Source organism: Sphingomonas yabuuchiae (assembly GCF_014199595.1).
GTDB lineage: Bacteria > Pseudomonadota > Alphaproteobacteria > Sphingomonadales > Sphingomonadaceae > Sphingomonas > Sphingomonas yabuuchiae.
Genome location: NZ_JACHNX010000002.1, coordinates 1 through 15090 on the forward strand (window position 1 = coordinate 1; position 15090 = coordinate 15090).

The 15090-nt window shown below is 65.9% G+C and carries 14 protein-coding genes; 4 read left to right on the plus strand and 10 right to left on the minus strand.

The annotated features are described in order from the left end of the window. Positions 1–72: 72 nt before the first annotated feature. On the minus strand, positions 73–600 hold the full coding sequence (locus GGQ89_RS03225; protein ID WP_184104066.1) for an MBL fold metallo-hydrolase: 528 nt from the start codon (positions 598–600) through the stop codon (positions 73–75). Positions 601–694: 94 nt separating this feature from the next. Here GGQ89_RS03225 and GGQ89_RS03230 point away from each other — a divergent pair, with 94 nt between their 5' ends. After that, positions 695–1564 (plus strand): LysR family transcriptional regulator, encoded by an 870-nt coding sequence (locus GGQ89_RS03230; protein ID WP_184104068.1) that lies wholly within the window; start codon positions 695–697, stop codon positions 1562–1564. Positions 1565–1687: 123 nt separating this feature from the next. Here the strand turns inward: GGQ89_RS03230 and eda are convergent, their stop codons facing one another. The 8 genes from eda to GGQ89_RS03270 all read right to left on the minus strand — a co-directional run bounded on the left by eda (position 1688) and on the right by GGQ89_RS03270 (position 8928). Next, positions 1688–2293 (minus strand): bifunctional 4-hydroxy-2-oxoglutarate aldolase/2-dehydro-3-deoxy-phosphogluconate aldolase, encoded by a 606-nt coding sequence (gene eda / locus GGQ89_RS03235; RefSeq protein WP_042482810.1) that lies wholly within the window; start codon positions 2291–2293, stop codon positions 1688–1690. Beyond that, positions 2290–3255, minus strand: a complete 966-nt coding sequence (gene glk / locus GGQ89_RS03240) for a glucokinase (RefSeq protein ID WP_184104070.1) — start codon at positions 3253–3255, stop codon at positions 2290–2292. The genes eda and glk overlap by 4 nt, the downstream gene beginning before the upstream one ends. A 21-nt stretch (positions 3256–3276) precedes the next feature. Continuing rightward, on the minus strand, positions 3277–5094 hold the full coding sequence (gene edd / locus GGQ89_RS03245; RefSeq protein ID WP_184104072.1) for a phosphogluconate dehydratase: 1818 nt from the start codon (positions 5092–5094) through the stop codon (positions 3277–3279). Beyond that, on the minus strand, positions 5091–5801 hold the full coding sequence (gene pgl / locus GGQ89_RS03250; RefSeq protein WP_056437543.1) for a 6-phosphogluconolactonase: 711 nt from the start codon (positions 5799–5801) through the stop codon (positions 5091–5093). Before pgl ends, edd begins: the two co-directional genes overlap by 4 nt. Before the next feature lie 100 nt (positions 5802–5901). Further along, a complete protein-coding gene (gene zwf, locus GGQ89_RS03255) occupies positions 5902–7365 on the minus strand; it encodes a glucose-6-phosphate dehydrogenase (protein WP_058716760.1) in 1464 nt (487 codons plus the stop codon). A 9-nt stretch (positions 7366–7374) separates the two neighbouring features. Next, on the minus strand, positions 7375–8301 hold the full coding sequence (gene argC, locus GGQ89_RS03260) for an N-acetyl-gamma-glutamyl-phosphate reductase (RefSeq protein ID WP_184104074.1): 927 nt from the start codon (positions 8299–8301) through the stop codon (positions 7375–7377). Beyond that, positions 8298–8672, minus strand: a complete 375-nt coding sequence (locus GGQ89_RS03265) for an SH3 domain-containing protein (protein ID WP_338112323.1) — start codon at positions 8670–8672, stop codon at positions 8298–8300. The genes argC and GGQ89_RS03265 overlap by 4 nt, the downstream gene beginning before the upstream one ends. After that, on the minus strand, positions 8608–8928 hold the full coding sequence (locus tag GGQ89_RS03270) for a MarR family transcriptional regulator (RefSeq protein WP_042482995.1): 321 nt from the start codon (positions 8926–8928) through the stop codon (positions 8608–8610). Before GGQ89_RS03270 ends, GGQ89_RS03265 begins: the two co-directional genes overlap by 65 nt. A gap of 287 nt (positions 8929–9215) precedes the next feature. Here GGQ89_RS03270 and secG point away from each other — a divergent pair, with 287 nt between their 5' ends. After that, entirely contained in the window at positions 9216–9581 is a 366-nt protein-coding gene (gene secG / locus GGQ89_RS03275) for a preprotein translocase subunit SecG (protein ID WP_042482793.1), read from the plus strand. A gap of 106 nt (positions 9582–9687) precedes the next feature. Beyond that, entirely contained in the window at positions 9688–11337 is a 1650-nt protein-coding gene (locus GGQ89_RS03280; RefSeq protein WP_184104076.1) for a CTP synthase, read from the plus strand. Between the two features lie 250 nt (positions 11338–11587). Here GGQ89_RS03280 and GGQ89_RS03285 read toward each other — a convergent pair whose 3' ends face one another. Beyond that, positions 11588–12064 carry an Hsp20 family protein gene (locus GGQ89_RS03285; protein WP_184104078.1) on the minus strand — a complete coding sequence of 159 codons (477 nt, stop codon included), beginning with the start codon at positions 12062–12064 and terminating at the stop codon, positions 11588–11590. Between the two features lie 245 nt (positions 12065–12309). On the opposite strand from GGQ89_RS03285, the gene GGQ89_RS03290 reads away from it, so the two are divergent. Then, positions 12310–14769: a TonB-dependent receptor gene (locus GGQ89_RS03290; RefSeq protein ID WP_184104080.1), complete on the plus strand. Its 2460-nt coding sequence runs from the start codon at positions 12310–12312 to the stop codon at positions 14767–14769. The last annotated feature ends 321 nt before the right edge of the window (positions 14770–15090 follow it).

The window sequence follows — 15090 nt, forward strand, 5'->3', positions numbered from 1 at the left end:
ATCCAGGCCAACCTCGTGTGACACTATCCCCAACGTCACCGCTGACACATCACCATCAATGTCGCTGACCAGTCACCGACGATGTCGCGCTACAGTCAGTCGCTCGCCGTCGCGTAGGACCTTCACCGTGCGGAGGGGCGGAAATTTGCTGTCATACCCACGTTGCGGATCGTCCATGGCCAGCCGCCCGGTGCGCAACCCTTGCGCGCCCCGAGGGCTGGCGACGACCGTTGCACCGGTGTCGCGCGCGAGCGCGGCGAGACCGCCCGCATGGTCGAAATGCGGCTCCGTGCTGAGAATATATTTGATGTCGCGCGGGCGGAAGCCGAGCTTTGCGACATTGGCAAGGATCGCAGGTGCGGCCTGGGGCAGCGCGCCGTCGATCAGGATCAGACCCTGGCCCGTATCGATCAGCGCGACGTTCAAACCGCCAAAGCCGACCAGATAGGTGGTGCCAAAGACCTTCACCGGCGGGCGCGGTGCGAGCCATTCTGCCGTGTGTTCGGTCACGATCGGTTTGGTCAGCGGATCGGGCGTTTGTGGCATGGCGGGCGCGGCGACGATGGCGATCAGCGAAAGCAGGGTCGGTCTGGCGAGCATGGCGTGTCTCCTTGCCCGGCAGGATGGATCGCTTTGTCCCGCGCGACAAAGCATCTTCCCTCGACACAGCCATGAGCGGATTTCATGATGGGGCATGGACCGCGCACAGCTTCCCCTCAATGCCTTGCGTGCTTTTGAGGCGGCGGCGCGGCATCTGAACTTCACGCGCGCCGCGATCGAGCTATGTGTCAGTCAGGGGGCGGTCAGCCATCAGGTCGCGGCACTGGAGAAGAGACTTGGCGCGCGGCTGTTCCATCGTCTGCCGCGAGGACTGGCGCTGACCGATGACGGACAGGCGCTGGTACCGGTCTTGGCCGAGACGTTCGACCGGATCGGGGCGACGCTCGACCGGTTTGCCGATGGCCGTTTCCAATATGTGCTGAACATCGGGGTGGTGGGGACTTTCGCGACCGGATGGCTGCTCGAGCGGCTGGACGATTTTGCGGCGACCCATCCGCACATCGATGTTCGCGTATCGATCAACAACAACCGTGTCGATCTGGCGGGGGAGGGGCTGGATTACGCGATCCGCTTCGGCGACGGGGCCTGGCATGGCACCCATGCCGAGCCGCTGATGGCCGCACCGCTGACGCCGCTTTGTACCCCCCTGGTGGCCGCGCGGTTGAGGGAGCCGGGCGATTTGGCGCGGGAGCGCTTGCTGCGGTCCTATCGGGTCAGCGAATGGGAGAGCTGGTTCGCCGCGGCAGGCGTTCCGGCACCGGCACTGCGTGGACCCATGTTCGACAGTTCCGCCTTGATGGTGGCGGCGGCGATGGCCGGGTTGGGTGTCGCACTCGCGCCGAAGGCGATGTTCGGGCGTGAGCTGACGAATGAGCGGTTGGTTCAGCCATTCGGTGTGGAGATCGACGCCGGGCGGTACTGGCTGACGCGGTTGTTGTCGCGGAAGGAAGGGCTGGCGATGAAGGCGTTTCGGCAGTGGTTGGTCGGGGCGGTGGGCGCTTGAGCACGCCAGTGAGCTATCACCCTCACCCTCCCGGCGCCTTGCGCCTCCCTCCCTCTCCCAACGGGAGAGGGAAGGGGCCCGCCGGCGATAGCGGGCGGGAAGGGTGAGGGTGTTCGTCCTTGATCAACCTCGCAGCGCTGCCGCCGCGCGGGCCTTGGCCTCCACATCGGCCATCGATCCGCCGGTTACCCAGCTGCCGCCGACGCACAGCACGCGGTCGAAGGCCAGCCAGTCGGGGGCGCTCGCTTCGGTGATGCCACCGGTCGGGCAGAAGCGCGCCTGGTAGAAGGGCGCGGCCAGCGCCTTCAGCGCCTTCAGGCCGCCGCTCGTCTCGGCGGGAAAGAACTTGAAATGGGTCAGGCCCAGATCCAGCCCGCGCATGATGTCGCCCGCATTGGCGATACCGGGCAGATAGGGGATGCCGCTCTCGATCACCGCCGCGCCGAGACGATCCGTCAGGCCCGGCGAGACGATGAACTCCGCACCTGCATCCGCCACGTCGCGCAGCTGCTGCTCGTTGACGACGGTGCCGGCACCGACGATCGCGCCGGGCACCTTCTTCATCTCGGCCATCGCCTCCAGCGCGGCGGGGGTGCGCAGCGTCACCTCCAGCACCTTCAGCCCGCCCGCGACCAGCGCCTCGGCCAGCGGCTTGGCGGTGGCGGCGTCGTCGATGACCAGCACGGGGATGACCGCGCTGGTGCGCATGATGGTGGCGATGTCGGTCATGAATGCTCCTGGGCAAAGGCCGCGGCCGCACCGAACAGGCCGGGCTGGGGATGGGTGATGAGCTTGACGGGGATACGCGCTATCAGCGACTGGAACCGACCCTTGGCGACGAAGCGCTGGTCGAAGCCTGAGCGCAGCAGCTTGTCCTTGATCCGGAAGCCGAGGCCGCCCGCGATCACGACGGTCTTGGCGCCTTGCGCCAACGCGAAGTCGCCCGCCACCGCGCCGAGCGCGAGACAGAAACGGTCGAGCGCGGCCAGCGCGATCGAGTCGGTGCCCTCCAGCGCCTCGGTCCAGATTTCACGGTCGTCGCGGCTGGGCACCGCACGGCCCTCCAGCGTGGCGAGCGTCTCGTAGATGGCGACGATGCCGGGGCCCGAGCAGATCCGCTCGCACGACACACGGGTATAGGTGCGGCGCAGACGCTTCAGGATCGCATCCTCGATGCCGTCGAGCGGGGCATAGTCCATATGACCGCCCTCGGTTTCGATGACATGGTAGCGTTCCGGCGTCAGCAGCACCTGCGCGACGCCGAGGCCGGTGCCGGGGCCGCAGACCGTGACGACGCCATTGGCGGGCATCGGTTCTTCAGGGCCGCAGATATGGAGGAAGTCCTCCTCCGGCACCTGCGCCACGGCATGGCCGACCGCGCCGAAATCGTTAATGACCGTATAGACGTCCGCACCCAGCCGCTCGGGAATCAGCGACGGACGGATGACCCAGGGGTTGTTGGTCATGCGGATGACGTCGCCGGTGATCGGCGAGGCGATGGCGAGCGAGGCGGCCTTGGGCAGCGGGCGGCCCAGATGCGCCTCGAACGCCTGCCACGCGGTCTGGAGCGAGGCGTGCTCGGCCGTCTTCTGCGTGCACGGCTCGCCCAGCTTGACCACCCGGCCATTCTCGACCTCGGCGATCGCGAAACGCGCATGCGTGCCCCCGATGTCGACGGCTACGATTTCCATGATGTCCTCCCCCTTATCTTTTTACAGGCCGGCGCCCGCGAGAATGGGCGATGCGCCCTTCTCGGCTTCGTCGGCGGCTTGGCGGAACAGCGCGAACAGCTCGCGGCCCATGCCCTGTGCCGGGGCGGGCGTCGCCGCCTGCTCGCGCGCGGCCCATTCGGCCGGATCGACCAGCGCGTTCAACGTGCCCTCGACCGCGTCCAGACGGACGATGTCGCCGTCGCGGATCAGGCCGATCGCGCCACCGCCGATCGCCTCGGGACTGAGATGGATAGCGCAGGGCACCTTGCCACTCGCGCCCGACATGCGGCCATCGGTGACGAGCGCGACCTTGAAGCCCCGGTTCTGGAGCACGCCCAGCGGCGGGGTCAGCTTGTGCAACTCCGGCATGCCGTTTGCCTTAGGGCCCTGGAAACGGACCACGACGACCACGTCGCGCTCCAGCTCGCCTGCCTTGAACGCGGCCTGGACTTCCGACTGGTCGGAGAAGACGCGGGCAGGCGCCTCGATGATCCAGCGTTCGCGCTCGACCGCCGACACCTTGATGCAGGCGCGGCCGAGATTGCCCGACAGGATACGCATGCCGCCATCGGCCGAGAAGGGCGCGGCGGCGGGGCGCAGGATCGTCTCGTCGCCGCTGTCGCCGACCGGGGTCCAGCTGAGCTTATCCTCGGCGATGACCGCCGTCTGGCCGTAATCGGACAGGTCCTTGCCTGCGACGGTCATGATGTCGCGGTGGAGCAGCCCGGCGGACAGGAGTTCGCGGATGACATAGGGCATGCCGCCCGCCGCCTCGAACCCGTTCACATCGGCCGAGCCGTTGGGGTAGACACGCGCGATCAGCGGCACGGCGGCCGACAGGCGGTCCATATCCTCCCAGTCGATGATGATCCCCGCCGCACGTGCGATGGCGGGCAGGTGGATCAGGTGGTTGGTCGAACCACCGGTCGCCAGCAGGCCGACCGCCGCGTTGACGATCGCCTTCTCATCGACGCAGCGCCCCAGCGGGCGATAGTCGTCGCCACGCTGGCCGATCGCGGCGAGGCGATGGACGGCGGCGCGGCTGAGTTCCTGGCGCAGCTTGGTGCCCGGATTGACGAAGGCGGCGCCCGGCATGTGCAGGCCCATCACCTCCATCATCATCTGGTTGGTGTTGGCGGTGCCGTAGAAGGTGCAGGTGCCCTTGGAATGATAGGCCGCGATCTCGGCGTCCAGCAGCTCGTCGCGCCCTGCCTTGCCCTCGGCAAAGGCTTCGCGGACGGCGGCCTTCTGCTTGTTGGGCAGGCCGGTCGGCATCGGGCCGCCGGGGACCAGGATCATCGGCAGATGGCCGAAGCGCAGCGCGCCCATCAGCAGGCCGGGCACGATCTTGTCGCAGATGCCGAGCAGCGCGGCCCCCTCGAAGGTGCCGTGGCTCAGCGCGACCGCCGTCGACAGCGCGATGGTGTCGCGGCTGAACAGCGACAGCTCCATGCCCGCATAGCCCTGCGTCACGCCGTCGCACATGGCGGGCACGCCGCCCGCGACCTGTGCCGTCGCGCCGACTTCGCGCGCCCAGACCTTCATCAGTTCGGGATAGCGATAATAGACGGCGTGGGCGGACAGCATGTCGTTATAGGCCGACACGATGCCGATATTCATGCCCCGATCCGCCTTCATGGCGTCGCGGTCTTCCTCGGTCCCGGCATAGGCATGGGCGAGGTTGGCGCAGCCCAGATTGGGGCGGCGGACCGCCGTCTCGGCCTCATGCGCGATCAGGTCGAGATAGGCCTGGCGGCCCGGACGCGAGCGTTCGATGACCCGGTCGGTGACGGCAGAGACGGCGGCGTTGAGGCTCATTGCTCGCTCCAGTGGATGTCGATCGGCAGTTCGACTTCGGCCAGGACACGGCCGACCGGATAGGGCGACGATGCGCCTTCCTTGATCGCGTCTTCCAGCACCTTCTTCTTGGCGGGGCCCGAGATGGCGAACATGATCGAACGGGCCGAAACGATGCCCGCCCGGCTGAGCGTCACGCGCGCGACCGGTGCTTCGGGCGGCAGCGGGTCGGGCATCAGGCCCAGCGCGCGGCGCTCCTTGGGGCCGTTGAGCGCTTCGTCATAGTCCGGGCCGGGGAAGATCGAGGCGGTGTGCCCGTCCGCGCCCATGCCCAGCAGCACCAGGTCGAGCGGCCAGTGCAGTTCCTGCATCAGCGCATCGGCCGAGCGACCGGCGGCCTTATAGTCCGACGTCGCCTGCGGCACGATCGGCATGACGCGCGCGCCCTTGGGCAGGAAGATCTTGCCGATCATGGTGACGTTGGACAGCGGATCACCCAGCGGCACGACGCGCTCGTCGGCGGGGACGATCGTCACGCGCTTCCAGTCGAGCTTGGCCTGGGCCAGCTTTTCATAGACCGGGATCGGCGTCTTGCCGCCCGACAGTGCGATCACCGCCGCGCCGCGCGCCTCGATCGCGCTTTCGATGATGAACTGGATGTCGCCCGCCAGCGCGTTCGCCATTTCGGTGGTGTCTTCGTAATCCCACCATTCGATTTCGTCGGTCATGTCATCCTGTCCTAGATATTCGGGGCGCAAGATAGTACCCGCCGCACGGACGGGCCATATTGCGCCAAAGTCTTCGCCCTCACGATCGGGGCGGCGGCGATCAGTCGTCCTGCCAGTGCACCCCGTCGCGCTCGGTCAGCGCGATGGCGGAGGAGGGACCCCAGCTGCCGCTCGGATAGGTCTTGGGCTTGACGTCGTTGGCGTCCCAACCGGCGCGGATGGCGTCGATCCAGGTCCACTGCGCCTCCACCTCGTCGCGACGGACGAACAGCGTCTGATCGCCCTCGATCAGGTCGAGCAGGAGCCGCTCATAGGCGATGCGGCGGCGGGTGCCCGCAAACTCGGCGTCGAGCGACAGGTTCAGCGGCACTTCGCGCAGGCGGATGCCGTCGCGGTCGAGGCCCGGCTCCTTCGCCATCACCAGCAGCTGGATATATTCCTCGGGCTGCAGGCGGATGACCAGCGTGTTGGGCTGGAGCAGGCCGCCACGCCCGGCGAACATCGAGTGCGGTACGGGCTTGAACTGGATCGCGATCTCGGAACGGCGCGCGGCCATGCGCTTGCCGGTGCGCAGGTAGAAGGGAACCCCCTGCCAGCGCCAATTGTCGACATGCGCCTTGATCGCGACGAAGGTCTCGGTCTTGGACGGCTTGCCCAGCTCGTCGGCATAGGAACCGACGATCTTACCCCCGACCGCGCCATCGGCATATTGGCCGGTGACGGTGTTGTTGGGCACTTCCTCCGGCGTCATCAGGCGGAGCGAGCGGAAGACCTTGGCCTTTTCGTCGCGGATCGCGGTGCCGTCATAGCGCGCGGGCGGCTCCATCGCGACGAGCGCGAGCAACTGAAGGATATGGTTCTGCACCATGTCGCGCAGCGCGCCTGCGCCCTCGTAATAGCCCGCGCGATCCTCCAGCCCGACCGTCTCGGCGATGGTGATCTGCACATTGTCGATACCGTGCGCGTTCCAGATCGGCTCGAAGAAGAAATTGCCGAAGCGCAGCGCCAGGATGTTCTGGACCGTTTCCTTGCCCAGATAATGGTCGATGCGGAAGGTCCGCTCCTCGGGGAAGCCGAAGGCGACCGCGTCGTTGATTTCCTTGGACGAGGCGAGATCGTAGCCGAGCGGCTTTTCCAGGCCGATCCGCACCGTCTCGCCCGCCAGGCCGACCGATTCGAGGCCCTTGATGGTGGACTCGAACAGGCTGGGCGCGGTCGACAGATAGATGGCGAGGCCGTTCGACACGTCGCCGACCTTCTCCGCCAGCGCCGGGAAGCCGTCCGTCGAAGAGGCGTCGAGCGACTGATACTGCACGCGTTCCAGGAAGCTGGCGATCTTGTCGGCGTCCTTGCGGTCGTCCGGCAGGAAGGTGTCGAGCGCCTTGGCCGCGAACTCGCGGAAGCTGGCATCGTCATGGTCCGACCGGGCGGTGCCGGTGATCGTCAGCCCCTCGGGCAGCAGCCCGTCCGAATGGAGGTTGAACAGCGAGGGCAGCAGCATCCGCTGCGACAGGTCGCCGGTCGCGCCGAACAGCAGCAGCTTGCCAACGGGATTGCGCGTCATGACGTCTCCTTAGAGCACGAGGCCGGCGGTCGGATCGAGCCCGGCCATGATATTCAGGTTCTGGACCGCCGCACCCCCGGCACCCTTGCCCAGATTGTCGAGCGTGGCGATCAGTCGCGCCTGTCCCGTGGCCGCATTGCCGCAGACACGCAAGGTCATCCGGTCGGTTCCGGCATTTTCCTCGATATTCACCGCCGCTACGGCATCCGCCGAAAAACGCACGATGCGGCTGTCGGCATAGGCCTCGGCCAGCGCCTGCGTCACGCGGTCGAGCGAGGGCGCGCCCGGCAGGGCGTAAAGGGGCAGGGGCACCTCGACGACCATGCCGCGATAGGTGTCGACCACGGCAGGCGCGAAGATCGGCGCATGGGTCAGGCCCGAATGACGCTGCATCTCCGGCGCGTGCTTGTGCGCGAGGGTGAGGCCATAGGGGCGGAAGGCGCGCTCGGTGGCGGTCTCATATTCGGCGATCATCGCCTTGCCGCCGCCCGAATAGCCCGAGGCGGCGTTGACCGTCACCGGGAAGTCCGCCGGGATGATCCCGGCGCGCACCAGCGGACGGACGAGGGCGAGGAAGCCGGTCGGGTAACAACCCGGATTGGAGACGAACCGCGCCGATGCGATCTTGTCCAGTTGCTCCGGCTCCAGCTCGGCGAAACCATAGACCCAGCCCGCAGCGGTCCGGTGCGCGGTCGAGGCGTCGACCACGCGGGTCCGATCATTGGCGATCAGCGACACGGCCTCGCGCGCGGCATCGTCGGGCAGGCAGAGGATGACGAAATCGGCGTCGTTGATCGCTTCGCGGCGTGCCTCGGCATCCTTGCGGCGATCATCGGGCAGGGTCAGGATCGAAAGGTCGGGGCGCCCCGCCAACCGGTCGGCAATCTCCAGCCCGGTCGTGCCCGCGCCGCCATCGATAAATACCGTCTTCGTCACTGCACCCGCTCCAACAGCCCCGCATCGCAATAGCCGACCAGCCCGAGATGCGGCGCGATGCCCCAAGCATGGCCGCCCGCCAGTTCCAATACCTCGAACGTCTCGCCCGATCGCAACTCGGCCAGGACCGTACTGTTCGTGGCACGTCCCTCGCGCAGTGTCACCGGCGCGTGGGTCCTATAGGGCAGGGGCGCGGCATAATGGGGCGCGAATACGTATTCAGCGAGCCGGACATCGGCCAGATCGGGGCGAACCGCATGGGTGCGCGGGTCGAGCCCGACGGTGCGTCCCTGCAGGGCAAAGCTCTTACGCGTTGGCCCGTTGGAGGGCTGGGGCGTCGCCAGCGCCGATGAAATGTCCGAATTCTTCAAGAAAGTCCGCCCCTTCAGGTGTCCTGGCGACAAAGATATTACGCTTGTCGCTATCATCGCGTTGGCGGCGCAGATAGCCCAGCGTTCCCAGTCTATTCAAGGCGCGGGTAACGACAGGTTTCGAGACGTTCAAGGCGCGCGCCAAACCGCGTACCGTATGGGGGCCCGGGCGCAGATAAACGACGAGCAGCAAAGCCATTTGCCGATTGGTCAGATCGGGTTCGCCCGACCGGACATAATCGACAAGGGCGCTCATCCAGGCGAACAGCGACTGCGGGTCGTGCGGGTTGGACACGATGGCGATTCCAATAGCTGTGCCGGGCTTTGCCGGGCGTTGTTTCGTTGTCATAACGCCGCTTATCCACGGTGGTTTCACTCCTGTTCCGATGAGATGAACAACTTGGGTCAGGGATTTTCCGGAACCTTTTCAGCACATCGGATGGCAGGGAACGGGGTGCCGACCAGCCGCATGGTTGATCCCGCCACGTACGTCGCCTATGTGCGCGCTTTCGCACACCCCTTGTTCGGGATCATACGCGCCTCATGTTCGCATTTCTGCTCGTCATCCACGCCATCATCGCCGCGACCCTGGTCACGGTGATCCTCATGCAGCGGTCGGAAGGCGGCGGTCTGGGCATGGGGGGCAGCCCGTCGGGGCTGATGTCGGCGCGCGGCGCGGCGGACTTCCTCAGCCGTGCGACGGCGGTGCTGGCGACCGCGTTCGTCGGCTTCTCGATCCTGCTGGCCGTACTGGCCGCGACGCGCGGCGCGCCGGCCATCGATACCTCGCTGGCCCGCACGCCCGCGACTCAGGCGCCGATCACCCAGCCCGCGCCCGCCCCGGTCCCGACCGGTGCGGCTCCTGCCCAGGCCCCGGCGGACAATTCGGCGGTTCCGCTCGCCCGCTAATCCTCGTTTCCATCGCAGCATAGGCCAACGCGCCGCCGATATTTTCCGGCGGCGCGCATCTTTGCTGTTGTCGTATCCACCCCATCCAAGCTAGGCGATTCTTCCCATGGCGCGGTATATCTTCATCACCGGCGGCGTGGTTTCGTCGCTCGGCAAAGGCCTCATGGCGGCCTCTCTTGCGGCTCTCTTGCAGGCACGCGGCTACAGCGTGCGCATCCGCAAGTTCGATCCCTATCTCAACGTCGATCCGGGCACGATGAGCCCGTATCAGCACGGCGAAGTCTATGTAACCGACGACGGGGCCGAGACCGATCTCGACCTGGGTCACTATGAGCGGTTCACCGGCGTGTCCTCGCGCCAGTCGGACAATGTGACCTCGGGCCGGATCTACAAGACGATCATCGAGCGCGAGCGGCGCGGCGACTATCTGGGTGCCACCGTCCAAGTGATCCCGCACGTCACCGACGCGATCAAGGCGTTCGCCAAGGCCGATACGCTCGACGAGAACGGCAAGGAGATCGACTTCATCCTCTGCGAGATCGGCGGGACGGTCGGCGATATCGAGTCGCTGCCTTTCATCGAGGCGATCCGCCAGCTCAAGAACGAGCTGGGCCGTGGCAAGTCGATCAGCATCCACGTCACGCTGGTGCCTTATATTGCGGCCGCGGGCGAGCTGAAGACCAAGCCGACCCAGCATTCGGTGCGCGAGATCGCGGCGCTGGGCGTCGCCCCCGACGTGCTGGTCTGCCGCTGCGAGCATCCGCTGCCTGCCTCGGACCGCGCCAAGATCGGCCTGTTCTGCAACGTGCCGCCCTCGGCCGTGATCCCGGCGCTGGACGCCAAGAGCATCTATGCGGTGCCGCTCCAGTACCATGCCGAAGGTCTCGATTCGGAAGTGCTCCGCGCCTTCGGCATCGAGCCCGAGGGCGCGCCCGACCTGTCGCGCTGGACCGAGATCGTCGACCGTCTGGTCAACCCGGAAGGCGAAGTGACGATCGGCGTGGTCGGCAAATATGTCGGCCTGCAGGACGCGTACAAGTCGCTGAACGAAGCGCTGGTGCATGGCGGTATCGCCAACAAGGTGAAGGTCCATATCCGCTGGATCGACGCCGAGCTGTTCGAGGGCGATGAGAGCGAAATCGCGCAGCAGCTCGAACCCTGCCATGCCATTCTGGTCCCCGGCGCGTTCGGCGAGCGCGGCGCGCAGGGCAAGATCGAGGCGGTCCGCTTCGCGCGCGAACGTCGCGTGCCCTATTTCGGCATCTGCTTCGGCATGCAGATGGCGTGCGTCGAAGGTGCGCGGAACCTGGCGGGCATCGCCGATGCCTCCTCGACCGAGTTCGGCCCGACCTCCGAGCCGATCGTCGGCCTCATCACCGAGTGGATGGGCCGCGACGGTCTGGAGAAGCGCGAGTCCAGCGGCGACATGGGCGGTACGATGCGCTTGGGCGCCTATGAAGCCAAGCTGGCGGGCAACAGCGTCGTCGCGTCGATCTATGGCGGCGAAGACATCTCGGAACGGCATCGTCACCGCTACGAGGTGAACACCACCTATAAGGACGCGCTGGAAAAGGGTGGCCTGGTGTTCAGCGGCATGTCGCCCGACGGCACGCTGCCCGAAATCGTCGAGCGGCCGGACCATCCCTGGTTCGTCGGCGTGCAGTTCCACCCCGAACTCAAGTCCAAACCCTTCGACCCGCACCCGCTCTTCGCCAGCTTCATCGAAGCGGCGGTCAAGCAGAGCCGGTTGGTGTGATTTGAGAACCCCGCCTCCAGATGATGGAGGCGGGGTTTTTCTTATGGGGGCACCTCCCAACCTCCGTTCAGCCTGAGCGAAGTCGAAGGCCAAGGCAGAAGTTCTCCATTTGGCGGATAGCAAGGCGTGGGCTTCGACTTCGCTCAGCCTGAACGGGGTGGGGACTGCATTCCCTAAAACAAAAGGCGCCCGGACCCGTCGGTCCGGACGCCCCGCGACGTCTTTAGGGAGGGAAAGACGTCGAGCTTGCTTACGCCGCCTTGGCCTCGTCGGCCTCGCCAGCGTGATGCTCCACCGCGGCGAGCGGCTGGCCCGTCTTGATCGCGATCGTCTTGGGCTTCATCGCCTCGGGCACCTCACGGACGAGGTCGATGACGAGCAGGCCGTCGTTCAGGCGCGCATCCTCGACGAACACGAAGTCCGCCAGCTCGAAGCGCCGCTCGAACGAGCGATTGGCGATGCCGACATGCAGGAAGTTGGGCGAGTTCGCCTTGTCATCCTTCTTGCCGGTGACGAGCAGCATGTTCTGCTGCGCGGTGATCTCGATCTCGTCACGCGCGAAACCGGCCACCGCCAAAGTGATGCGGTAACGGTCGTCGGCCAGACGCTCGAGGTTGAAGGGGGGATAATTCTCTGCCGAAGCGGCCCGCGAATTGGCCTCCAGCAGATCGAACAGCCGGTCGAAGCCGATGGTCGAGCGGCGGTACGGAGTCAGGTCGATACGCATGTCAAAACCTCCATCAGAAGCGAATTGAAACGGGATCGACCGATCCACCCCGGCGCGGGGCGGTTCGACCCATCCGTGCGGCCCGATACCGGCACCGCACGCGAACCGATATGGTTCGTGGGAAATGTGCTTCAAGGGCGTTTGAGGATCGAAAAGCAAATCTTCGCTCATCCCAAGCCATGGCGGGCTTGAATGCCTACTAAAACGATGTGTGAATAGGAGATGAAACCAAAAGGGGAGCTTCCATGTCCTTGACCCTGGCCTTGATCCTGGCGGCGCAGGCGACCGCCGCTGCCAATCCGCAAGCCGATCCGAATGCCGAACAGCAGACCCCCCAGACCCCCCAGACCCCCCAGACCCATCGCGACGAAGGACGGCTAGGCACGGCGCAGCAGGGCGGGGGCGATGTCGTCGTCACCGCGCGCCGCCGGGCCGAGACGATCCAGTCGGTGCCCATCGCCATGTCGGTGATCGGCGGCACCGCGCTGGCCGAGACGGGGACGTACAATGTCAATCGTTTGACCCAAATCCAGCCGACGCTGCAATTCTACTCGACCAACCCACGCAACTCCGCCGCCAATATTCGCGGGCTGGGCGCACCGTTCGGGCTGACCAATGACGGGATCGAACAGGGCGTCGGCATCTATGTCGATCAAGTCTATTACAGCCGCATCGCCTCGGCGACGTTCGACTTCACCGATACCGAGCGGATCGAGGTGCTGCGGGGCCCGCAGGGCACGCTCTATGGCAAGAACACCACGGCGGGCGCGATCAACATCATCACCCGCCCGCCGAGCTTCACGCCCGAGGCGCGGGTCGAACTGAGCGCGGGCAATTACGACTTCTTCCAGGGCAAGGCGTCGGTGTCCGGCCCGCTGGTCGACGACAAGGTGGCGCTCCGCCTGTCGACCTCGATTACCACGCGGCGCGGCACCATCTATAATACGCGTCAGCAGGAATGGCAGAACAGCCAGGACAATCTGTCGCTGCGCAGTCAGTTTCTGTGGCACGCGACACCGACGCTCGACCTGACCCTGTCGGGTGATTATGCGCGGCAGAACCCCAATTGCTGCGTCCAATATTTTGCGCGGGTGGGGGCGACGCAGCGCCCGCTCAACCGGCAATATGCCGCACTGGCGGCGGCGCAGGGCTATAGTGTGCCCTCGACCAATGCCTTCGACCGGCTGACCGATGTCGATACCGATCTGCGCGCCAGGCAGGAACTGGGCGGTCTGTCGCTGGTCGCGAACTGGGATGTGGGGGAGGCGACGCTGACCAGCGTGTCGGCCTGGCGTTTCTGGCATTGGGACCCGTCGAACGACCGCGACTTCATCGGCCTGCCCATCACCACCGTCTCGGCCAATCCGTCGCAGCAGAGCCAGGTGACGCAGGAACTGCGCATTGCGTCGAACGGCAAGCGGGCGCTCGATTATGTGCTGGGCGCCTTTTATTTCTGGCAGTCGATCGACACGCAGGGACTTCAGGTCCAGGGACCGGCGGCGAGCGCCTTCCTGCTCAACCCGACCAGTACGGGCGGTCGCAATCCGGCGACGCTGAACGGCCTGACCTCGCGCAACACGATCGGCTTTACGAACACCTCGGCCGCCCTGTTCGGCAAGCTGACCTGGCATGTCGACGATCACCTGTCGGTGTCACCCGGCTTGCGGCTCAATTACGATCGCAAGGATGGTTCCTATGTCTCGTTGGTGACCAACGGGGCGGGCTCGACCGCGCTGACCAGCGACCAGCGCGGGGTTCTCGCGCCGCAGAATTACACGCCGTCCTTCACCAACTGGAACCTGTCGGGCGATTTGACCGTCGCCTATGAGTTCAACCCGAACGTCCATTATTATGCGACCTATGCGCGCAGCTATAAGTCGGGCGGCATCAACCTGTCGGGCCTGCCGCTCGATGCGCAGAACAACCCGATCCTGGCGACGCAGACGGTGCGTCCCGAAAAGGTCAATCATTTCGAGTTGGGGCTGAAGACCCAGTTCGCAGACCGCCGCGCGACCGTGAACATCGCGGGCTTCTGGACCGAGATCGGCGATTACCAGGCGACGGTGAACAACCTCCAGGTCAACGTCCTGCGCGGCTATCTGGCCAATGCGGGCCGCGTGCGGACGCGCGGGGTGGAGATCGACTCGGCCTTCCGCCCGACCAGCCGGTTCAACGTCTATGCCAATGCGGCCTTTACCGACGCGCGCTATACCCGCTTCACCAATGCGCCATGCCCGCCCGAGCTGTCGGGGGGCACCGCGCTGCCGGTGGTGAACGGCCAGATCGTCGGCACCCCTGCGGCGGCGGGGACGCCGGGAAATTCGCTGCCCTATTGCGACATCTCGGGCCAGTGGCTGCCGGGCGTGTCACGCTGGGCCTTTTCCTATGGCGCGGAGTATGACCTGCCCGCGACCGTGGCGGGGACCGAGGGGCAATTCTATCTGGGTTATGACGGCAGCTACCGTTCCAGATTCTCGTCCAACCCGTCGCGCTCGGCCTATACCGATATCAATGGCTATAGCCTGTCCAACGTTCGTGCGGGGTTCAAGGCGCCGGGCAGCTGGAACGCCTTTGTCTGGGTGCGCAACCTGTTTGATCACAATTACTATGAATTGCTGGCGACCCAGTCGGGATCGACGGGGCTGATCGTGGGGCAGCCGGGCGATCCGAGGACCTACGGGTTCACGATTTCCAAGTCGTTTTGATGTTGGGGCCTTGCCCCTCCACCACCGGGCTGGCGCCCGGCGGTCCCCCTCCCCAAGCAAGCTTGGGGAGGAATGGGCCTTCTTGATCCTCCCCAAGCTTGCTTGGGGAGGGGGACCGCTCGCGTAAGCGAGTGGTGGAGGGGCAAGTCGCCCTCCGACGAATCACCCGACCCGTCCACATTCGGTTCATCTTGATCTGGTATAGCGACAGTCCCGTGAACGGGCGCCGGGCCGGCATCTGGGGACGGAGTCTGGAAGCTCCCCGTTTCCCAGCCGGTTCCGGCGGCTTTTCGAGGGATGGCATGTGATCGTGCCGGAAAT